This is a genomic window from Pseudofrankia saprophytica, assembly GCF_000235425.2.
In the GTDB taxonomy this organism is placed as follows: Bacteria; Actinomycetota; Actinomycetes; order Frankiales; family Frankiaceae; genus Pseudofrankia; species Pseudofrankia saprophytica.
In genome coordinates this window covers 7,948,723-7,970,079 of sequence record NZ_KI912266.1, presented here as the reverse complement: position 1 = coordinate 7,970,079, position 21,357 = coordinate 7,948,723, and the positions used below count along the sequence as shown (strand labels likewise).

At 73.8% G+C, this 21,357-nt stretch carries 16 protein-coding genes and 1 tRNA gene; 12 read left to right on the top strand and 5 right to left on the bottom strand.

What is annotated here, in order from left to right; genetic code table 11:
* Nucleotides 1–96: 96 nt before the first annotated feature.
* From FRCN3DRAFT_RS57260 to FRCN3DRAFT_RS0233625, 9 genes are all read left to right on the top strand, one after another.
* Nucleotides 97–2,283 carry an ABC transporter ATP-binding protein gene (locus FRCN3DRAFT_RS57260; RefSeq protein ID WP_007519819.1) on the top strand — a complete coding sequence of 729 codons (2,187 nt, stop codon included), beginning with the start codon at nt 97–99 and terminating at the stop codon, nt 2,281–2,283.
* Between the two features lie 234 nt (nt 2,284–2,517).
* Entirely contained in the window at nt 2,518–4,371 is a 1,854-nt protein-coding gene (locus FRCN3DRAFT_RS0233670; protein ID WP_007519817.1) for a DUF262 domain-containing protein, read from the top strand.
* 8 nt (nt 4,372–4,379) lie between these two features.
* The gene (locus FRCN3DRAFT_RS50115) at nt 4,380–5,672 is read left to right on the top strand and encodes a CBS domain-containing protein (RefSeq protein ID WP_051466457.1); all 1,293 of its coding nucleotides are present in this window, start codon (nt 4,380–4,382) and stop codon (nt 5,670–5,672) included.
* A gap of 155 nt (nt 5,673–5,827) precedes the next feature.
* On the top strand, nt 5,828–6,811 hold the full coding sequence (locus tag FRCN3DRAFT_RS47480) for a DUF459 domain-containing protein (protein WP_007520449.1): 984 nt from the start codon (nt 5,828–5,830) through the stop codon (nt 6,809–6,811).
* A gap of 691 nt (nt 6,812–7,502) precedes the next feature.
* Nucleotides 7,503–8,207, top strand: a complete 705-nt coding sequence (locus FRCN3DRAFT_RS0233650; protein ID WP_007520451.1) for an alpha/beta hydrolase — start codon at nt 7,503–7,505, stop codon at nt 8,205–8,207.
* Between the two features lie 195 nt (nt 8,208–8,402).
* A complete protein-coding gene (locus FRCN3DRAFT_RS0233645; protein WP_007520452.1) occupies nt 8,403–9,671 on the top strand; it encodes an acetyl-CoA C-acyltransferase in 1,269 nt (422 codons plus the stop codon).
* Nucleotides 9,672–9,902: 231 nt separating this feature from the next.
* Entirely contained in the window at nt 9,903–12,014 is a 2,112-nt protein-coding gene (locus FRCN3DRAFT_RS0233640; RefSeq protein ID WP_051466455.1) for an enoyl-CoA hydratase-related protein, read from the top strand.
* A gap of 387 nt (nt 12,015–12,401) precedes the next feature.
* Entirely contained in the window at nt 12,402–13,637 is a 1,236-nt protein-coding gene (locus FRCN3DRAFT_RS47475; RefSeq protein ID WP_007519949.1) for a CaiB/BaiF CoA transferase family protein, read from the top strand.
* Between the two features lie 106 nt (nt 13,638–13,743).
* Nucleotides 13,744–14,508, top strand: a complete 765-nt coding sequence (locus FRCN3DRAFT_RS0233625; protein WP_007519948.1) for a 3-hydroxyacyl-CoA dehydrogenase — start codon at nt 13,744–13,746, stop codon at nt 14,506–14,508.
* 92 nt (nt 14,509–14,600) lie between these two features.
* Here FRCN3DRAFT_RS0233625 and FRCN3DRAFT_RS0233620 read toward each other — a convergent pair whose 3' ends face one another.
* Nucleotides 14,601–16,406 carry a DHA2 family efflux MFS transporter permease subunit gene (locus FRCN3DRAFT_RS0233620; protein ID WP_007519947.1) on the bottom strand — a complete coding sequence of 602 codons (1,806 nt, stop codon included), beginning with the start codon at nt 16,404–16,406 and terminating at the stop codon, nt 14,601–14,603.
* Between the two features lie 265 nt (nt 16,407–16,671).
* On the opposite strand from FRCN3DRAFT_RS0233620, the gene FRCN3DRAFT_RS50110 reads away from it, so the two are divergent.
* Complete coding sequence (locus FRCN3DRAFT_RS50110; RefSeq protein ID WP_007519946.1) at nt 16,672–17,856, top strand: TetR/AcrR family transcriptional regulator C-terminal domain-containing protein; 1,185 nt, start codon at nt 16,672–16,674, stop codon at nt 17,854–17,856.
* Nucleotides 17,831–17,983, top strand: coding sequence for a hypothetical protein (locus FRCN3DRAFT_RS54485; RefSeq protein WP_198536069.1), 153 nt, complete (start codon nt 17,831–17,833; stop codon nt 17,981–17,983). Before FRCN3DRAFT_RS50110 ends, FRCN3DRAFT_RS54485 begins: the two co-directional genes overlap by 26 nt.
* A gap of 73 nt (nt 17,984–18,056) precedes the next feature.
* Here the strand turns inward: FRCN3DRAFT_RS54485 and FRCN3DRAFT_RS53630 are convergent, their stop codons facing one another.
* The 3 genes from FRCN3DRAFT_RS53630 to FRCN3DRAFT_RS0233595 all read right to left on the bottom strand — a co-directional run bounded on the left by FRCN3DRAFT_RS53630 (nt 18,057) and on the right by FRCN3DRAFT_RS0233595 (nt 20,618).
* Entirely contained in the window at nt 18,057–19,469 is a 1,413-nt protein-coding gene (locus FRCN3DRAFT_RS53630; RefSeq protein WP_007519944.1) for a glycerophosphodiester phosphodiesterase family protein, read from the bottom strand.
* Nucleotides 19,470–19,590: 121 nt separating this feature from the next.
* Nucleotides 19,591–20,322 carry a Clp protease N-terminal domain-containing protein gene (locus tag FRCN3DRAFT_RS0233600; protein ID WP_007519943.1) on the bottom strand — a complete coding sequence of 244 codons (732 nt, stop codon included), beginning with the start codon at nt 20,320–20,322 and terminating at the stop codon, nt 19,591–19,593.
* Nucleotides 20,323–20,354: 32 nt separating this feature from the next.
* On the bottom strand, nt 20,355–20,618 hold the full coding sequence (locus FRCN3DRAFT_RS0233595) for a sigma factor-like helix-turn-helix DNA-binding protein (protein ID WP_007519941.1): 264 nt from the start codon (nt 20,616–20,618) through the stop codon (nt 20,355–20,357).
* Nucleotides 20,619–20,893: 275 nt separating this feature from the next.
* Between FRCN3DRAFT_RS0233595 and FRCN3DRAFT_RS0233590 the strand changes: the two genes are divergently transcribed.
* Nucleotides 20,894–20,966 (top strand) — tRNA-Lys (locus FRCN3DRAFT_RS0233590).
* 141 nt (nt 20,967–21,107) lie between these two features.
* On the opposite strand, the gene FRCN3DRAFT_RS47455 is transcribed toward FRCN3DRAFT_RS0233590, so the two are convergent.
* The gene (locus tag FRCN3DRAFT_RS47455; RefSeq protein ID WP_007519937.1) at nt 21,108–21,356 is read right to left on the bottom strand and encodes a tyrosine-type recombinase/integrase; all 249 of its coding nucleotides are present in this window, start codon (nt 21,354–21,356) and stop codon (nt 21,108–21,110) included.
* Nucleotide 21,357: the final 1 nt, after the last annotated feature.

Sequence of the window (21,357 nt, the reverse complement as noted above, 5' to 3'; positions counted from 1 at the left end):
ATCTCACGGCTGGTGATCGCGCGGCGCGAGATTTGTCGCACCTGTGGGTTACCGTGCCGGTGTCGTCAGGTGAGCCACGTTTCGGGGGCGGTTCCAGTGACGGAGGACGAGCGCGCGGAGTGGGACGCGCCGGCAACGGCGGCCACGGCAACGGCGGCCACGGTGGCGCGGGCGGGGCCGGTGGGCTCCCGGCGCGTGCCCCTGGTCCCGTGGTTCACGGCCTGGCTGCTCGGGCGGCTGACCGGGAGCGTGGCGGCGCGGCGCAGCGTGCGGTTCTTCGAGGACGCCGGTCCCCGGCTCGTCGGGATCGTCGCGCTCGACCTGGCGGGCGCCCTGTCGTTCGCCGTCGCGCCGTTCATCCTGCGCCACCTGATCGACGCCGGTCTCACGGCCCCGCGGGGGCGGTCGGCGCTGGTCGCGTCCGTCGCGGCGCTGCTCGTCGTCGCCCTGCTCCAGGCCACGACGACCGCCGTCTCCCGGGTGCTCAGCTCCGGGCTCGGCGAGCTCGTCGGGCAGCGGGCCGGGCAGGCGGTGCACGACCACCTGCTGCGGGTGCCGTTCGCCTTCTTCCCCGGGCAGCGCCAGGGCGACCTGTTCGCCCTGTTCGGCCAGGACACCGCCGAGATCGAGTCGTCGGTGGCGATGGTGCTGCCGCGCGCGGTGACCACCGGGATCAGCGCGGTCGTCGGCGTCGCGACCATCGCGATCCTCGACTGGCGGCTCGCCGCGGTGTCACTGCTGCTCGCGCCTGGAGTGTTCGCGCTGCTGGCCGTCGGGCGCCGGGAGGGACGTCGCCTGTCCGTGGAGCTCATCAGGCTGCGGGTGAAGCACTTCGGGCAGATCGGGGACACCATCGGCATCTCCGGCGCGCTGCACATCCGGCTGTTCGGCCGGACCGGGCACGAGTCGGCGAGATACGCCGAGATCGCCGCCGACATGCGCCGGACGGCGCAGCGGCGCAACCGGGTGAACGCCGTCGCCGGTCTGATGTCGTCGGCCGGGGCGGCGGTCGCGGTGGTCATCGTCGTCGGCTTCGGCTCGTGGCTGGTGAGCTCGGGACGGGCGACGATCGGGACGCTGCTCGCGTTCGCGAGCGCGCTGCTCTACGCCTACCGGCCGGTGACCGGGCTCGCCGAGAGCCGTTCCGACCTGCTCGACGCGGGCGTCGCCTTCGAGCGGGTGTTCGGCCTGCTGGACGTCTCCCCGGACGTCCGTGACCTGCCGGTGGCGACGCCGGACGACCGCCCGCCCGTCACGGCCGTGCCCCGGCAGGCTCGGCCCGAGCGGGCCCGGCCGGCGCGACCGGCCGAACCGGCGGAGCCGGTCGATCCGTCGGGGCCCGCGCGGCCGGGCCAGAGCGCGCCCGAGATCCGGATCGAGGACCTGTGGTTCCGATACGAACGAGACCCGAGCGCGGACTGGTCGGCCGCCGGGCGCGAGCTCGGCCGGCGCTGGTGGGACGTCCAGGGCGAGGAGGCCGCGGCCGCGGCGCGGGAGGAGCGGGAGCTCGCCGAGGCCGCCCGGGCGCGGCGCGCGGCTGAGGGAGGGGCGGCGCGGGGACTGGCGGCGCCGGACGAGCAGGAGTGGGCGCTGCGTGGCCTGAGCCTGGTGGCCGCCGCGGGCGCGAAGACGGCGATCGTCGGGTCGAGCGGCGCGGGCAAGAGCACGCTCGGCGCCCTGCTCGCCGGCATCTACCTCCCGACCCGTGGCCACATCCGCTGCGACGGCGAGGACCTCGCGACGATGGACTGGCGCCGGCTGCGCTCGATCGTCGGCGTCGTCCCGCAGGACCCGTTCATGTTCCACGACACGATCGGCGTGAACATCCGCTATGGCCGGATCGCCGCCGACGACGCGGCGACCGAGGCGGCGGCGCTGGACGCTGGCCTCGGGCCGCTGCTGGACAAGCTGCCGAAGCGGCTGGACACGGTCGTGGGCGCCCGCGGCTACCAGCTCTCCGGCGGCGAGCGCCAGCGGGTGGCGCTCGCCCGGGTGCTGCTCGCCGACCCGTCGCTGCTGGTCCTCGACGAGGCGACCTCCCAGCTGGACTCGGTGACCGAGCAGGTCGTGCAGGAGGCGCTCGCCCGGCTCGGCGCCGGCCGGACCCGCGTCGTGATCGCCCACCGGCTCTCCACGGTCGTCGACGCCGACGCGATCCACGTCCTGGCCCATGGTGAGGTCGTCGAGTCCGGCACCCATGAGGAGCTGCTCGCCCGCGACGGCGCCTATGCCCACCTCTACGCCCACCAGCTCGCCGATGACGGCCCCGCGCCGCGGCGCTGAGCGGGACCGAACCGGGCTGGGCTGGGCGGCGGGCTCGCGCGGCCACGCGCCCGGACAGATCGGACACGCGCGCGATCGGCCGGTCCGTTCCGCTTCGTTCCGCTTCGGTATGGTTGGCGCGCCCTTTTCCGGCGCGGTGCGCCGTTCGTCGGCCTGCCGGCGAACGGCGGGGGCGGGCGACGCGAACGGGGTGACGCGGCGGGGCGGCGCGGGCGGGGCGGACAAAGGGGAATCGTGGCGCTCGACAACATCAGGCTCGGTGAGCTGCTGGTTCTCGTCGCCGAGGGCAAGGTCCAGCTCCCCGAGTTCCAGCGGTCCTGGAAGTGGGACGACGACCGGATCCGCTCGCTGCTGGCCACGGTGACGCTGGACTATCCGCTCGGCGTCGTGATGACGCTGGAGACCGGTGGCGTGACCCGGTTTCGCACCCGGGCCCTGCACGGCACGCCGCCCGCGACGCCCGCCGTGGAGCCCGAGCAGCTGCTGCTGGACGGCCAGCAGCGGCTCACCTCGCTCTACCAGGCGCTGCTGTCCGACCGGCCGGTCGACACCGAGGACTCCCAGCACAGGCCGGTCGAGCGCTGGTACTACGTCGACATCGACCACGCGACCGACCCGGCCGCCGACCGGGAGGAGGCGATCCTGTCGGTGCCGGCGACGAAGGTCCTCAAGGAGGACTTCGGCCGCAGGGTCAGGCTCGACCTCACCACGACCGAGGCCGAGTGCGCGGCTGGCCTGTTCCCGCTGAACATCGCCTTCGACAACGACAAGGTGGTGGCCTGGCAGCGGGTCTTCGTGCGGTCCCGGCCCGGCGACGAGAACTGGGACCGCTGGTCGGCGTTCGAGAAGCGGGTCCTGCACCGGGTCACCGGCTTCCAGGTGCCGATGATCAGGCTGCCGAAGACGACGGACAAGGTCGCGGTGTGCGCGGTCTTCGAGAAGGTGAACACCGGCGGCGTCGTCCTCAACGTCTTCGAGCTGCTCACCGCGATGTACGCCGGCGACAGCGGCTACTTCCAGGAGGCCGGCGAGGACTTCCACCTCGCCTCCGACTGGGCGCGGATCCACGCCGCGCTGGCCGAGAAGCACGAGATGCTCGCCGACCTGGAGAACATCGACTTCCTGCAGGCCGTCGCCCTCGTCGTCACCTACCTGCGCAAACGTGACTGGCTCGCCGGCCGCGCCGCCGGCACGGTGGGGCCGGGCACCGCGCCGGCCGTCGGCTGCAAGCGGCGCGACCTGCTCGACCTGCCGCTGCCGGACTACCGGGAATGGGCCGGCCGGGTCGCCGACGCGTTCGACTGGACCGGCGCGTTCCTGCGCGAGCAGTGCGTGTTCCAGTCGAGGTTCCTGCCGTACCGCACCCAGCTCATCCCGCTGGCCGCGATCCGGGTGATCCTCGGCGACCAGGCCGACAGGCCGCGGGTACGCGAACGGCTGGCTCGCTGGTACTGGTGCGGCGTGCTCGGCGAGCTGTACAGCGGGACGTTCGAGAGCCGCTTCCCGCGCGACGTCGAGCAGCTGGCCGCCTGGATCACCACCGACAGCCCCGAGCCGGACACCATCGTCGAGGCGACCTTCCACGAGCAGCGGCTGGCCACCCTGACGACCCGCAGCAGCGCCGCCTACAAGGGCCTGTACGCGCTGTTGGTCAAACAGGGCGCCTACGACTGGTACTTCACCGAGGCGCCGATCGACGGCGAGAGCGCCGTCGGCCGCGACGTCGACATCCGAATGGTCTTCCCGAAGTCCTGGTTCCAGCGGGCCGGGCGCCGGGACGCCCGGATGGGCAGCATCGTCAACAAGACCGCCCTGTCCTACCAGGCCGGCCAGCGGATGGGTACCCGCGCGCCGGCCGCGTACCTCGACGTGCTGGCCAGGGAGGCGGGCGCCCCCGCGGACTGGCTCGACGACCGGGTCGCCACCCACCTGATCGATCCGGCGCTGCTGCGCGCCGCCGACTTCGACGCCTTCTACGCCGACCGCACGGCCCGGCTGCTCGACCTGGTCGACGACGCGATGGGCAAGCGCGCGGTGCGCTCCTCGGCGGCGGCCCTGGCCGACGGTCCGATCCCGACCGGCGTCTGAGGCGCGCGGTGGACGCCGACGACATCCGGGCGCTGCGGGACGCCTCGCTCACGATCGGCCAGCTTCTGGCGAGGTGGGGCCAGCGGGTCCGCGACGACATCGCGGTGCCCCGGATCAGCCGCGATCTGGCGGCCGCCGGGCTCACCACCTGGCCGGACTTCGCCCGCGGGCCGCTGACCACGGTCGTGCGCGTCGTGCCGCTGCCGGAGCCCGGCGCACGGGCCGCCGAGGAGCCCGGCTCCGACCCGGCCGACGACGAGCCCGGCCTCGACCCGGCAGACGACGAGCGCGACGCCGTCGAGGCCGCGCCGGCCGAGGCCCCGGCCAGGAGCACCGCGGACGCCGGGGACCCCTCGGCGCCGGGACGGCCGGCACCGCCGGAGCGGCCCGTACCTTCGGGGCAGCCGCAGCCGCAGCCGCAGCCGCAGCAGCCGCCACAGCAGCCGCCGCCGCGGCCGGGGCAGCCCGGGCAACCGCCGCGGCCGGGGCAGCTCGACGGCACGCCGCCCGACGGTGGGCGCAGGCGCGCACGTCGGCGCAGGAAGGGCGTGGCGTCCGGGCAGCCGGGCGCCGACGCGGATGGCGCCGCGCCCTGGGTCGCGATGAAGGTCGGCCACCTGCCGAGCGCGAAGGGCGGCGTGTCCAGCGTTCCCTCGGGCACGCCCCTGGCCAGGGTGACCACGCTCATGCTGAAGCGGGGCTACTCGCAGGTGCTGGTCCTGGACGGGTCGTCGAACCTGCGCGGGGCCGTGACGTGGCGTTCGATCGCGACCATGCAGGGCTCGCGCCGGCAGCACACCCTCGAGAACGCGACCGACCCGGACGTGGAGAGCGTCCAGGTGACGGACGACCTGCTGGCGACGCTGCCCAGGATCACCGAGCGCGGGTTCGTGATCGTCTGGCGCGACGGCCGGGTCTGCGGCATCGTCACGACCGCCGATCTCGCGACCGCGTACGACCGCCTCGCGCACCCGTACTTCCTGATCGGCGAGATCGAGCGGCGGCTGCGCCGCTGCCTCGGGCCCAGGTTCGGCATCGAGGACCTGCGGGCGGTCAACCCGGACGCGACTAGCGTCAGCAACCTGATGTTCGGGGAGTACCTCAAGCTGCTGCGTACGCCCGGGCAGTGGGCGAAGCTCAGCTGGGCGACGGTCGACCACCACCAGTTTCTTCATGACCTGGACGAGGTCCGGCGGATCCGTAACGAAATCATGCATTTCGACCCACGGCCGCTGACCGACCGGCAGAAGGAACATCTGCGTCAGTTCTGCGGCGTGCTCAAGGGCATGGATCCGTATTGACCCGGTGCCGACGCTGACCGCCAGGTCGCCGGCTGGCTACTCCTGACGAGCCATGGCACCCAATGTGGCATAAAAGACCACGGACACGTCAACGCGTCCAGGGTGTCGTGCGTCCGTAAGGGAGACAAAGCATTTCCTTACGGACAAGGAGCGCCATGTCCACCGCGCAGTCCGAGCGAGCCGGGCGAGTCCCGCCGCCCGGTCCGTCCGACCAGCCCTACCTGTCCGGCTCACCCGACCGCTCCGACCGCTCCGACCGCTCCGACCGGTCCGGCGCGTCCGGCGCCGCGGGCACCTCGCCGGGGCTCGCCGTGCTCGACCCGCGGGCCGACCCGCTCGAGCGGTTGGACGGCGGGGAGCCGGAGGCGCGGCGAGCCACGCGGCGCCGGCGCGGCGAGCCGGCCGGGAACGCGCCCGAGGGCCGGGGCTGGTCGTGGCGGGTCGCCGTGATCCTCGCGGTGGTCGTCGCCACGCTCGCGGGCGGCGTCATCCTGCGCGGCTACCTGCCGGAGGATCCACGAATCGTCGTGTACGGCGACTCGCTGATGGTCGAGGCGCAGGAGGACTTCCGGGCGGCGGCGGCCCACGCCGGCGCGCACGCCATCCTGATGAAGATGTGGAGCGGCACCGCGCCGTGCAACTGGCTTGGCGACGTGCCGACCACGATCCGGGACTTCCGCCCGACGATCGCGGTGATCGCCTTCTCCGGCAATCGGCCGTCCTGCATGAACGGCCGTGACTTCCTCGCCGGCTACCAGACGGACGTGACGACGATGGTCGACCAGCTGACCTCCGACGGCGTCGAGGTACGCATCGTCGACGCGCCGCCGCGCCGCGGCGAGCTCGTCGACGCCGGCGGGCGGACCGCGCTCGACCGGGTCTGGGAGCAGATCGCGAGTACGACGCCGCACACCGGGGTGATCCACGCCGGCCTGGCCGTCTCCGACCACGGCCGGTTCACGACCACGCTGCCCTGCGACCCGGGGGAGTCCTGCGGGCCGGACGGCCGGGTCGTGGTGCGGGCTCCCGATGGCGTGCACTTCTGCCCGCGCCCCGTGCTGCCGGCCGGCGTCTGCGCGGAGTACTCCAGCGGGGCCCGCCGCTACGGCCTGGCGATCGCGCACGGCGTGCTCGGCTGACCGCCTGCCGTACCCGGCTGACCGCCCGCCGTACCCGGGCAGTCATCGCCGTGCCACTATGTATCTGCGATGTTTCGTTTCCGTGTTGGCGAGGTCTCTGGCGGCGCCTCGCCGGTTGACAATCTCTACTGATCCGGTGAACATAGCGTCATGTTCTCCGAACACGCCCGACCGTTGTCTGGCCGCCGCACGGCCGCCGTCACGCCGTCGCGGCCGTGTCCAGCTCGCTGTCCGGCGAGCAGCCCGGTACGGCGGCCCTCCTAACCCGAGTCGGCCGGCGGGTAGATCTGCTCGCGCCCTCGACGCCGTCAACCAGCGCGTTCCCGACAGGGCACCAACCAGCCTCGCGGTCAGGACGACGCCTTCCCGACACTTGGCGCTCGCCGCGCCCGGATGGGCGTCAGATTCGTCCATGAGCCGTTCTCCGACACGCTCGTCGTCCGGCAGGGCCGTCCCGATGCCCACGGCCCGTTTTCGCTCGGAGTTCGCTCCGATGCCATTCCGCTGTGCCGTCGGCCAGGTTTCGGAAGCGCAACGTGAACAGGTCCCCCCGTCGCGTCCGACCGCGACGGGCGCGGTACCGTCCGCCGTCGTCTGTGTCGTAAGACCACTCGTGGGCGTGGCCTCGCACCCGCCACGCGCCACGGCATGACGGCCGGCAATGATGCCGGCCAGAAACCAGGAGTTTTCGATGAGCCCAACGCTCATTCCGGCCGTGCCGTCGGCCCGTCCGCCCGAGTCGCGAGCGTGGACCGATGCCGCGGCGCCAAGGACCGGGCAGCACGAGACACCAGGCCAGCCCCGCGGCCGGGACGCCCGGATCTGGCCGAGCGCCGAACCGGAGCGCGACCCGCGCGGCGCCGTCGTCGTGCTCCCGGGCCGCGGCGAGTCCGCCGAGCTCTTCGAGCCGCTGGGGTTCCGCCTCGCGCTCGACGGCTACGAGGTGACCTACCTCGGGCCAGGAGAGGACAGCACCCTCGCCCTCGGTGAGTGCCGGGTCCCGGGGCGGCCGTTCGCGCTGGTCGGCTCGGACACCGGCGCGCTACGGGCGCTCGCCGTCGCCGGCTCGCCGGCGCTGCGCGCCGACGCGCTCGTGCTGCTCGGCCTGCCGCTGCTCTACCGCCCGGTCGCCGGCGAGGTCCCGTCCGACCCGCCGCCGCGGGCCCTGCCCGACCTGCCGATCCTGCTCGTGCACGGCGTCGACGACGAGGTCAGCCCCCTGCAGGTGGTCCGGATGACGACCCGCACGGCCTCGCGCGCTCGCCTGGTCGCGGTCCCCGGTGGCCATCAGGTCCTCACCGAGACGAGCTGGCGCGCCACCGCCGCCCACACCATCGCCTTCCTCGAGGACCTCGCCACCGCCTCCGCCACCGGAGTCTCCGCCGGGTCGGCTTAGCCAGGTTCCTGCCGCCTCGGCGGGCGGCCCGCCCGTCCGCCCCGCCCGTCCGCCCAGTCCGTCCACCCGTCCGCGCGTTCCGTTCCGTCGAGGCGTCGCCAGGTTCGTCGGTGTGACCACCTCGCGGTGAGCCCGGTGTGGGCTGCTGGGATACAGGGGTGACCATGGCGGGATGGGCGGGTTGACCAGGGTGGGGTGGCCGGCTTGGCTGGGACAGTGACGGGCGAGGCCTTCCTCTACGACGCGGTACGCACGCCCTGGGGGCGCGGGCGGCCGGGCGGCGCGCTGCGGGGGGTGAAGCCGGTCTCGCTGGTGGCCGGCCTGGTGGACGAGCTGCGCAAGCGGAACCCGACGCTGGACGTCGACCGGCTTCGCGACCTGATCCTCGGCACCGCGAGCCCGGCTCGTGACCAGGCCGGGGACCTGGCCAGAGCCGCGGCCCTGGTCGCCGGCCTGCCGGACACCGTCTGCGGGGCCGTCGTCAGCCGGCTCGGCGCCTCGGGACTGGACGCGGTCGCGCTGGCCGCGGCGCGGGTGCGAGCCGGCTGGGACGATCTCCTGCTCGCCGGCGGCGTCGAGTCGATGTCCCGGGTACCGGCGGGCGCGGACACCGGCCCGCTGGCGAGCGACCCGGCGACGAGTCACCAGACCGGCTTCGTCCCCGCCGGCGTCTCGGCCGATCTTCTGGCCACCCTGATGGGCCTCACCCGCGCGGATCTGGACGCCTACGCGCTGCGGTCGCGCCGGCTGGCCGCGGACGCGTGGGCCGAAGGCCGCCTCACCCGCTCGGTCACCGCCGTCCACGACCACGGCCTGCTCGTCCTCGACCACGACGAGCGTGTCGGGCCGGTCGCGGCGGGCACCCCCGTCGAGCAGTCCCGGCTGACCGCGGCCGCCGGCCACCTGGCGGGGCTGCCGGCGGCGTTCGCCCAGGCCGGCGAGCAGGCGGGCTTCGACGCGGTGGCGACCCGCGCCTACCACTGGCTCGAACGCGTCGACCACGCACACACGGCGGGGAGCTCGGCGGGGCCGGCGGACGGCGCGGCGCTCGTCCTCGTCGGCGATGAGCGGGCCGGCGACGACCTGGGGCTGACGCCGCGGGCGCGGGTCGTGGACGTCCTGGCGGCGGGGTCCGACCCGACGCTCGCGCTCGGCGGCGCGACGGCGGCGACCCGCGCGCTGCTCGCCCGCGCCGGGCTGGGTGTCGACGACGTCGACCTGTTCGAGACGGACGAGGCCTACGCGGCCGCCGCGCTCGCCTACCAGCGGAACCTGGCCATCCCCGACGAGAAGCTCAACGTCAACGGCGGCGCGGTCGCCCTGGGTCACCCGCTCGGCGCCACCGGCGCGAGACTCGTCATCACGGCGGTCGACGAGCTGGAGCGCCGCGGCGCGCGCCGAGCGGTCGTCAGCGTCAGCGCGGGTGCCGGGATGGGGGTGGCGACGCTGCTGGAGCGGGTCTGACGGTCTCCTGGATCAGGGCCGGTGGCGACGCGCCTCCTTGCCTCGTCCATCCTTTCTCCGTCCGCTTCTCCGTCCGCCTTCTCCGCTCGTCCGTACCAGCCGTTGCGTACTGGCGGCCTTCGTGCCAGTCGCTGCCGTACCAACCCGTTCCGTACCAGCCCGTTCCGCCGCCCAGGCCTTCGCCGCCCACCTCGCCGCCGCCCGCGGCCTTCCGACCCGGAGACGACGCCGATGCCCGAGCCGTCGCCAGCGCCCGCGACCGCGCTGACGTCCGAGACGGCGCTGACGTCCGAAGCCTCGCCGGCCGCCGAGACGGCGCTGACGTCCGAAGCGCCGCCGGCCGCCGAAGCGCCGCCGGCCGCCGAAGCGCCGCCGGCCGCCGAAGCCTCGCCGGCCGCCGAAGCGCCGCCGGCCGCCGAAGCGCCGCCGGCCGCCGAAGCCTCGCCGGCCGCCGAAGCGCCGCCGGCCGCCGAAGCCTCGCCGGCCGCCGAGGTGGCGCCCGCGCCCGTGGCGGCGCGTCCACCGGTACCGCCCCCGTCCGAGCCCCCGCCCGGGCCGCGACCCGCGCCCGGCTCGCCGAAGGACGAAGCCCCGGGGAGCGGCGCGCCGGCGGGCGAGCCCGAACGGATCGGGGTGATCCAGTGGGAGCGGGACGCGGCTGGGATCGTCGTGCTGACGCTGGACGACGCGGACCAACCGGCGAACACCACCAACGCGGCCTTCCGAAGCTCGCTCGGCACCGTCGTCGAGCGGCTGGAACGCGAACGCGCGACGCTCACCGGCGTGGTGGTGACGTCGGCGAAGCCGACCTTCGCCACCGGAGCCGATCTGCGCGAGCTGACCGACCTGACCGACCCGCGGGCCGCCTTCGAGCTGGCCTCCGCGGGCAAGGACCCCCTGCGCCGGCTGGAGACGCTCGGCCGGCCGGTGGTCGCCGCGCTCGGCGGCGCGGCGCTCGGCGGCGGGCTGGAGATCGCGCTTGCCTGCCACCACCGGATCGCCCTGGACGCGCCCGGCACGCAGCTCGGCCTGCCCGAGGCGACGCTTGGCCTCATGCCGTCCGGCGGCGGGGTGGTCCGGGCGGTCCGCCTGCTCGGGGTGCTGAACGCGCTGGTCAACGTCCTGCTGCAGGGCCAGCGGTACAGCGCGGCGCGCGCCCGCGCCCTCGGACTCGTCGACGGGCTGGTCACCGCGCGGGACGAGCTGGTGCCGGCGGCGAAGGCCTGGATCCTGGCGAAGCCGGCGCCGGTGGCACGCTGGGACGTCCCGGGCTACCAGATCCCCGGTGGCACCCCGGGGAGCCCGGCGCTCGCCGTCGCGCTCGCCTCGCTGACCGCGAACCTGCGCCGCCAGGCCCCCGGCGCGGCCCAGGTAGCGGGCCCGGCGATCCTCGCGGCCGCGGTCGAGGGCGCTCAGCTCGACGTCGACACCGCGTGCGTCGTCGAGTCGCGCTACTTCGCCGAACTGGTGACCAGCCAGGCCGCGCGGAACCTCGTCCAGGCGTTCTTCGTGGACATGGGCCGGGTCGTCGCCGAAGGGGCGGCCTCGGCCGACGGGCCGGGCGGCCGGGCCCGGTTCGAGGCGCCGAAGGCGTTCGTCGACCGCCTGCTCGGCGGGTACCTCGCCGAGGCGGCCGCGATGGTGGGCGAGGGCCTGCCCGCGCCGTCCGTCGAGCAGGCGGGCGTGCAGGCAGGCTTCCGCTCGTCGCCACTGCGGCTGTGCGATGAGCTCGCGCTCGCCACCGCCCGCGTCGCGGCCGCCGAGGCTCGGGGGGCCGGGGTCGACGCCGCCGCCACCACCGCCGACGCCGATGCGCCGGCGGGCGCGGGGGCGAGTGGGTCGGCCGTCGCCACGGAACGGGACGACGGCGGGCTCGCCGTGCTCGACCGGATGACCGAGGAGTTCGGCCGGTCTGGCCGCGCTTCCGGGGGTGGGTTCTACGAGTACGTCGACGGCCGGCGCACGGGCCTGTGGAAGGGGCTGTGGGAGCACTTCGGCGCGGACGGCGGCACCGGCGCTGGCGCGGAGTTCTCGGCCGGGAACCCGGCCGGGGTCGCCTTCGAGGAGCTGAAGGAACGGCTGCTGTTCGCCGTGGCGCTGCGGGCCGTCGGCTGCCTCGACGAGGGCGTGGTCGGCTCGGCGGCGGCGGCGAACGTCGCCTCGCTGACCGGAGCCGGGTTCCCCGCCTGGACCGGCGGGGCCCTCCGTTACATCGACGGCTATCCAGGCGGTGCGGCCGGCTTCGTCGCCCGGGCCCGCGTGCTCGCGGCCCGTCACGGCGGCCGCTTCGCCCCGCCGTCGTCGCTGGCGGAGCGAGCCGAGCGCGACGAGCCGTACACCTGACCCTCGCCAGGGCGAAGCGTGGCCGATGGTCGACTCCATGGACACCACCAACGGCCACGGTTACCGACCCGCGACACAGTCCGTGGCCGATGGTGGTGTCCAGACAGTCGATCAGGTGCCACGCTCGGGCGGCTCGGGCGGCTCGGGCAGCCGGTGAGGGCCGATCGATCGGTGGACGCGGCGGGGTCGCAGCGGTAGACCGGTCTGCGGTCGCCGAAATGGGTTCCAGGTCGACGCCGAGAGCGGTTCAGCGCAGAGGATCCGCCACCCGGTGAGAGTCAGCACGTCCACGCACGTCCACGCAGCCGGGTGACGGGCATGGGCGCGGTCCGTGGCCGCCGCGCGCCGTCCGCACAGCGAGCTGTCCGAAGAGGGAGTGACGAGCCGATGGAACCAGGCGTTGGGGCGATGGCGCCGGGAGGGGCCGCGACGTCGACGGGGCCGCTGGCCGGGCTGCGGGTGGTGGAGCTCGCCGGGATCGGGCCGGGGCCGCACGCCGCGATGGTGCTCGCCGACCTCGGCGCCGACGTGGTCCGGGTGGACCGGCCCGGCGGCGGCGGCGTGGCGGGCGCGCCGGAGGCCGGTGACCAGCTCCTGCGCGGCCGGCGTTCGATCGTCGTCGACCTCAAGGACCCCGCGGGCAGGGACCGGCTGCTCGCGCTCGTCGAGCGGGCCGACGTGCTCATCGAGGGCTACCGGCCGGGGGTGGCCGAGCGGCTCGGAATCGGCCCCGACGCGTGCCTGGCGCGCAACCCGCGGCTGGTCTATGGCCGGATGACCGGCTGGGGCCAGGACGGCCCGTGGGCACACACCGCTGGTCACGACCTGAACTACATCTCCATCACCGGTGTCCTGCACGCGATCGGGCCGAAGGACGGCAAGCCGGCAGTGCCGCTCAACCTCGTCGGTGACTTCGGTGGCGGCTCGATGTTCCTGCTCACCGGCATCCTCGCCGCGCTCTGGGAGCGGGAGCGGTCCGGCGCCGGCCAGGTGGTGGACTCGGCGATGGTCGACGGCGCGAGCGTGCTGGCCCAGATGATGTGGGCCTGGCGTGGCAGCGGGTTCTGGTCCGACGTGCGCGGGGTCAACGTCCTCGACGGCGGAGCGCCGTACTACGACACGTACGTCTGCGCGGACGGCCGGTACGTCGCGGTGGGCGCGATCGAGCCGCAGTTCTACGCCGCCCTGCTTGCCGGCCTCGGGCTCGCCGACGCCGGCCTGCCCGGCCAGAACGACCGTGCGGGCTGGCCGGAGCTGCGCGCCCGGTTCACGGGGACCTTCCTGTCGAAGACCCGAGACGAGTGGGCGGCTGTCTTCGACGGCACCGATGCCTGCGTCACCCCGGTGCTGACCTGGGCTGAGGCGGGATCCCATCCGCACCTGGCCGCCCGCGGCACGCTGGTCACGGTGGACGGCGTCGAGCAGCCGGCCCCGGCGCCGCGGTTCTCGCGCACCATCCCCGGTACCCCGACGCCGCCGCGCCTCAAGGGCGCCGACACCGACGAGGTCCTGGCCGACTGGCTTGGCGAGAAGCCCGCGTCTGGTGCTGGTGCTGATGATGCTGCTGGCGCGGGGGCCGGGGCCGGGGCCGGGGCCGAGACCGACGCGCCGGCGCAGGCGTGAGCCGACGCATTTGTGAGTGAATGCTCATTAGGATGGACGCGAACGTGTGTCGACACAAGCGTGCGTCGACCCATCGGGAGAACGCGGACGTGGAGGGGCAGGACACGTGGAGATAGCGGGTGCGGTAGCCGTCGTCACCGGCGGTGCCTCGGGCCTTGGGCTCGCGACGGCGACGCGGCTGACCAAGGCCGGGGCGAGCGTGGTGCTGCTCGACCTGCCGACCAGCGCCGGTGAGCGGGCCGCCGCGGAGCTAGGCGAGCGGGCCCGGTTCGCCGCGGCCGACGTCACCGACGAGGGCGCGGTCGCCGCGGCCCTCGACGTGGCCGAGGAGCTGGGGGCGCTGCGCGTGGTGGTGAGCTGCGCGGGGATCGGCCCGCCGGCCCGGGTCCTTGGCCGGGCGGGCGTCCACTCGCTGGACCTGTTCGCCAAGGTCGTCGGCGTCAACCTGATCGGCACGTTCAACGTGCTCCGCCTCGGCGCGGAGCGGATCGCGCGGACCGAGCCGCTGCCCGGTGGCGAGCGGGGCGTCATCGTCAACACGGCGTCGGTCGCCGCGTTCGACGGACAGATCGGTCAGGCGGCCTACTCCGCCTCCAAGGGCGGCATCGTCGGCATGACGCTGCCGATCGCCCGCGACCTCGCCGACAAGCTGATCCGCGTCGTCACGATCGCGCCCGGCCTGTTCGCGACGCCGCTGCTCGCGAGCCTGCCGCAGGAGGCGCAGGACTCCCTCGGCAAGCAGACCCCGCACCCCAGCCGGCTCGGCGACCCGGACGAGTACGCCGCCCTGGTCGAGCACATCGTCGCCAACCCGATGCTCAACGGCGAGGTCATCCGTCTCGACGGCGCCATCCGGATGGCCCCGCGCTGACGGCAGGGCGCGGGGATGAGGGCTTCCAGGAAGACCCTCGTCCCCGCGCCGGGCCGCCTCGCGAGCAACCACCGCGCTAGTCGAACACCGCGCTAGTCGAACACCGCGGCGCCCTGGGCCTGATCGTTGGCCGATCGTGGGACCGGCGACGACAACGGCTCCTGCCCGTTCGCGTTCTCCTCGATCGCGACGACCTCCGGCGTGCCCGCCGCCACGCTGGGAGCGGCGGTCACGATCTCGACGCCATCCGTGGACACGGACACGGACACGGCCGCGCCGACGCCGGCGGCCTCGGTCGTCGCCGAGGGCCCGGTCGTCGCCGAGGGCCCGGTCGCGGCGGCCTCGGAGCCGGCGAGGCGCCTGGGCAGCAGGAAGGCCGCCGGCACCGAGACCACCATGAAGATCACCGGCAGCCAGAACGTCGTCCCGAACGCGTCGCCGACCCAGCTGGGGATCGGCCCGTCCCCCGAGCCGCCCGCCACCGCGATCGAGGCGCCGGGACCCGCGTGCCCGCGGATCTGGGTAGCGAGGACGACGGCCAGCACCGCGGTCCCGATCGAGCCGCCGATCTGCTGCAGGATCCGTGACGCCGTGGTCGCCCGGGGGATCTGGTCGTGACGCAGCCCGTGGTAGGTCGCGGTCATCACCGGGATCATCGTCACGGCCATGCCGACACCCCGGATAGCGAGTGAGAACCCGAGCAGCCACTCGCTCGGGCCGCGGCCGGCCTGGGTATAGGCGACCGAGCCGAGCACGGTCAGCGCGAGACCGGAGATCACCATCACCCGCGGGGAGATCCTGTTCGCCCGCGGGGCGACCGCGATCATCCCGATTCCCAGGCCGAGGCCCTGCGGCGCGAGCAGCAGCCCGGCGCCGGTCGCGTCCCGACCGCGGGCGATCTGCTCGAAGAGGGGCGTCAGGAACATGGCGCCGAACAGCGACATGCCGAACAGGAACATCAGGGTGGTCGAGCCGAGGAACGCCGGGTTGCGTAGCAGCCGCAGGTCGATGATCGGCTCGACCTTGGTGCGCAGCGCGTGCACGGCGAAGGCGGCGAGCAGCGCCAGGCCGATCAGCATCGGGACCAGCACGTGCGCGTTGGCGAAGTTGCCCTTGCTGCCAGCCTCCGAGAAGCCGTAGACGGCGACGGCCAGGCCGGGGGAGAGCAGCGCCAGACCCACGAGGTCGAGCGGATGGCGTTCGCCGGCCCGGGTGTCGGCAGGCCGAACACGCTGCGCAAGGAAGATCGCGATCAGGCAGACCGGGATGTTGATGAAGAAGATCCAGCGCCAGCTGATGTTGTCGACGATCAGGCCGCCGAGTACCGGGCCGAGTACCGGAGTCACGACCGCCGGGATGGAGACCGCCGCCATCACCTTCGGCAGCTGAGCGGGGCCGGCCGCCTGCGCCAGGATCGTCTGCATCAGCGGCAGCAGCAGACCGCCGCCCAGGCCCTGCAGCACCCGGAAACCGATCAGGCTGCTCGCCGACCAGGCGACGCCGCACAGCGCCGAGCCGGCCAGGAACATGCCCAGCGACATGATCCACATCCGCTTGCCGCCGAACCGCTCGACCGACCAGCCGGTCAGCGGGATCACCATCGCCAGCGCCAGCAGGTAGCCGGTGGAGACCCACTGGATCGTCGAGACGCCTACGTCGAACTCTTTGCCGAGGGTCTGGATCGCGACCGAGGTGATCGTCGCGTCCAGTTGCACGGCGACGACGCCGACCAGGATGACGAGGGCGAGCCGGACCAGCGCCGGGTCGAGCTTGTCGCTCTTCGCGCCGACGCCAGCTCCAGCTCCAGCTCCGGAGCCGACCGGCGCGGATGTGGCCGAGGTTCCTTCCGGATCGGCGATCCGGGAGCTTCGAGGTGCCGCGGGGGATGACGAGCTCATCGGCCTCTCCGTAGGAGTGGTGGGTGCCCGGTCGTGGCGCGAGGTAGGTGTTGTCGGCCGGCCTCGGGGATGACCACCCACGGCCGGCCGATACAGCGTATCGCCTCCGATACGGCGTATCGAGTCGTGGAGCCGGCGGGTTCTCCGCCGCTCCGCATACGCCTGCGCCATATCCCTGCGCTACATCCTTGCGCCGCCGCTCCCGCGTGTGGCCAGGAGATCTCAGAGTCCGGACACGGTTCAATCAGCTCCGTATCCTGGGGCGATGCGAGGCCACGCGGACACGCCCCGCGCGCCGAAGGTCGCCGCCGCCGGGCCGGCCCCGTTCGGTGACCCGGCCTCGGGCGACGAGCCTGGGCACGTCACGCCCGCCGGTCAGCCTGGTGCCGCCGGGGCCGCGGGCGCGGTGGAAGGGCGACACGCGGGCGCGGGAGATGCCTTCGGCCTGTTGAGCTGGCCAGGCCGTCCCCGCCGCGGGCCGGCGACCCCGGATACTCCCGCCTATCCCGGTGGGCCGGGGGTTCCGCCGGGATCGGACCGTTCGGACCTGGCGCCCGGTGACGATCCCGAGGCGTTGGAGGCGCTGTGGCTGCGCCCTCGGCGCGCCGAACGCTCGTCCGCGCTGACGAGGGAGGCGATCGTCGCCGCCGCGATGGCGATCGCGGACGCCGAGGGCATCGACGCGGTCTCCATCCGACGGGTGGCCGGAGCGCTTCGGGCTCGGCCTATGAGCCTGTACTCGCATTTCTCCCGCAAACAGGACCTGATCGACCTGATGGTCAACGAGGCGGCCGCGGCGGTGGTGGTTCCCGGTGAACTGCCGGCGGACTGGCGGGAGGCGATGCGCATGATTGCTCATCACACCCGCGCCGCGGCGCGCCGCCATCCGTGGATGCTGTCGGTGGTCCACAGGCACGCCGTGATCGGCCCGAACGCGCTGCGTCATTTCGATCAGTCGCTCGCCGCCCTCTCCGGGCTGGACGTCGACCGGGATCAGAAGATCGCAATCCTGGTCGCCGTGGATACGTACACGATCGGCCAGGTCGTCCGCGAACTGGCTGGCCTGCGGAAGTTCCAAGCCGACGAGGCGGCCGACAACGCCGCCGGCGGCGCGGCTGACGACGCGAGGACGGCCGGCGGCGCGAGGACGGCCGGCGGTGGCGTCCAGCCCGTCTCGTGGCTCCGGGCGGCCGAGGGCTATCTACGCCGGCTGGTCGAGACGGGCGAGTACCCGCACATCGCCGCCTTCGGGATCGATTCGGTGATCCACGCCCACGAGGCCGAGACCGCCGCCGCCGACCGTCGTTTCGCCGACGGCCTGACCTGGCTCTTCGACGGCATCGCGGCCTCCCTCGCCACCGAGCGGAACGACGATGGCGGCCACGGCCACGGCCACGGCGGTGGCGATGGTGACAGCGCCGGCGATGCTGACGGCGGCCCGGCTGGCTGACGCGATGGTCGGGCTGACTGACGACGTCCCGGCTGGGCTGACGGTGCTGGCTGGGCTGACGGCGGTTCTGCTGGCAGCGGTACTGGTGACGGCGGTCCTGCTGGCGAATGCCGCCGCCGCCCGGTGAACGAGCGCCCCGGCCTGCCCCGGCCTGCCCCGGCGTGCGCCGGCGTCGGCGGGTCTGGCAGCGCGATGTCAGGTCAGGCGGCCGACCACAGGTTGTGGCGGCGCAGAACGTCGCGCAGCAGCTCCGGGCGGTCGGTGATGATGCCGTCGACGCCGAGCTCGAGCAGCATCGACATCGTCGCCTCGTCGTTGACCGTCCAGACGTGGACCGGCAGACCGAGCGTGTTCATGTAACGCACGAACCGCGCGTCGCACACCGGGAGCGCCCGGAACGCCACCGGCACCTGCACGACGTCGCGCCCGATCAGACCGCGAGGTCGCCGCGGCTGTCCGTTCGCCGCCCCGGAGGCCTGCGCCGGTATCGAGGTCGCGTCGCCGTCCGCCCTGTAGCCGTTCACCCTGTAGCCGTTCGACGCGGAACCCCTTGACCCGGAACCCCCTGACCCGGGGCCGCCTGAGCCGTCGCCACGGTGACCAGCGGCGGCCCAGGTGCGGTCACCCGCGCCCACATCACCGGGCGGGGTGCCGTGGCCTGCCCCGGCGTCCAGCACGCCGTTCGCCCGAGATCCGGCCCGGCCCACGCCACGGCCGTGACCATGGCCACCGTCGTGGCCACCGTGGCCGTGGCTGTGGTTGTGGTCGCTGCCGTGGCCGTCGCGGTCACGGTCGCCGTTCAGGTGAAGGCCGCCGCCTGCGGGTCGCCGCCAGCCTCTTCTGGCGGCGCTCAGCCATGGGGGGAGCACGCTGCACAGGCGGGCCATGGCGATCGCGGACATCCCCGCCCCGACGCACAACCCCGGCCCGGCCAGCCGGCGCGCCTCGCGGGCGACCGCGTCGTCGAACGAGGTGACACAGACCCGGTCCAGCGCATTCGCCCGACGCAGCGCCGCGAGCGTCGGCTCGAGCGCGGCCGGCTCCTTGACGTCCAGGTTCAGCCGGATGTCTGGCCAACGGTCCAGGAGTTCGTCCAGCCGCGGGATCGGCTCCCCTTCGTCTTCATCCGAGCCTGCCCAGCTGCTCCCGGAACGGGCCTCGGCGCCACCGATGACAGCGGCGCCTGGATTGCCAGTTGGGTTGCCAACCGGGTCGCCAGGCGGGTCGCCGGCGTGAGGGCTGTCCACCGCCGAGCCGTCGGAGGGAGGACCGAAAGGGGAATGGGACACGGCTTGGCTGGCCGCCGATGGCGACGAGGACGGCATCTCGGAGGTAGCGGGAGCGGGTGGACGGCGCAGGCGGATCCGGCTGGCCTCGGCCCAGGGCAGGTCGGCGAGCCGGCCCGGCCGGGCCGCCACCCGCTCCAGGGTCGAGTCGTGCAGGACCATGGCCGTCCCGTCGCGGGTCACCCGGACGTCGGTCTCCAGGTAGCGGTACCCGAGCGCTACGGCGTTCTCGAACGCCGGCCAGGAGTTCTCCGGCCACGGCCCAGCCCCGCCCCGGTGCGCCAACGGGATCGGCCCGGGGTGGTCAAGGAAGCGGTGCCGGCTCATCGTCCTCCCTGGGTTCCTCGCGCTCGGGTTCCGCGCGGTCGTCGGTCATGCCCCACCATTCTCCGCGGGTACACGCCGAGGCCACGTCCGCCGCGCGTGAACCGCCGTTCCGTGGCGACGGTTAGCCAGCGACGAGCACGGCGAGGGCGTCGCCGGCCGTGGCGGTGCGTCCCGTGGTGCGCTCATATCTCCGGATGAGGTCACGGCAGCGAGATTGGCGCCCGAGCCGGCGTTCCGAGCGCAGCACCGGGTTGCGGCGCGGCGGCGGGAAGCTGGCCGCCAGATCGGTGACAAGGGCGTGCCTGTCCACGCCCGCGCGGTCGAGCACCCAGGCGACGCCCGGGTCGAGGACGCCGAGCGCGAGGGCAAGGTGCTCGGGTCGGTGCGCGCGTTCACGGCGGGCAAGCGCCAGGCGAAGCGACGCCTCATAGGCCGCCTGTGCGTCCAGGCCCAGCGGTGGACTCAGCTGGGCGCATCGCCGCCTCGCCGCGGCGGCTCCCAGGGGGAGCAGCGGTTCGCGCCGGGGTGGTCGATCCAGCGACCGCGCGCCGGCGAAACGAAGAAGCCGGTCGACGTCCACGCCGAGAACAGCCAGGGTGTCTCGGTCGGCGGCCATTCCGGCACCACCGGGTGCGGCCGCGAGGAGTGCCTCCCATACCGCGGCCGCCGTCGCTCCATGCCTGCCCAGTGCTGCCGCGACGGTGCCGTGACTGCCGTCGCTGTCGCGGCCGTCGCCCGTCGCGAGCGCCACCAGGAGGTGTTCGCTTCCGACGCGATCATGCCCAAGGCCGCGGGCCAGTGCCTGTGCCCGGCCTACCGATCGACCCAGATCCGGGTGGTCACCGTCGAACATGCGCCCTCCTCAGCTCTCGTCAGCGGCCCTCGTCAGAGGTCTCCAGCGGTCTCGACGGAGGTCTCGACAGCCCGGTGGTACTTGCGGTGCACGGTCTGTTTCGTGACGCCGAGCCGGGTAGCGATCTCCCGCCAGGACCAGCCCGCCCGCCGGGCCGCGGCGACCTGCTCGGCCTCCAACTGCTCCACGAGCCGGCGCAGCCGGGCCACGGCCCGCAGCCCCAGATCGGGATCGGCCGTCTTCGTGGCATCACCGAGACCGGCGTCGAGCTCGGTGCCCGGATCGACGATCGACATGTCGTCAACATATGCTGACGGGAAGAGGCCGTCAATATATGCTGACGCCTCGGCTGTCCGCCTCGATCGCTCCTGCGTCCTGCCGCCGCCACGCTGGACGCCACCACGCCAGTCGTCCTGATCGAGCGTGGGCGCTGCCGCGAGGAGGCGGGACTGGCGCAGGGGACGGGTGTCCCGGCCCACCCACCCGCCCCGGGAGCTGGTACAGTCGTCCACGTCGACACGGAAACGTGCCTGACGGCAACATCGCACCAAGAAGCAAGACCGAGGAACATGCGCCGCTAGCTCAATTGGCAGAGCAGCGGACTCTTAATCCGCGGGTTCGGGGTTCAAGTCCCTGGCGGCGCACCCGTAGCAAGCAGGCGGTATGACGCAAAGTCACCGCCTGTTTTTGCGTTCTGTACCCAAGTCTGTACCCCAGGGGTTCCGGGAGACGAACGACGCCCCGGGCGAGGTGGCCCAGGGCGCCGTGGTCGTGCGCGAGGTTGGTCACGCCGTCTCGTCGTCGGTCTGATCCGTGTCGTCTTGGTCGTGCTCGTCGCCCTGGTCCTGGTGGCCGTCGAACCACCGGTCAAGCTTGGCGACCGCGTCCCGCTGGGTCTCGGGCATGACGTGGGTGTAGGTGTTCATGGTGAGCTGGATCGTCGAGTGGCCGAGCAGCTCCATCACGGTGCGGGCCGGGACGCCTTCGGTGAAACCGGTAGGCAGCAATGTTCCAGGGGTGTTGAGTAGCGCCATG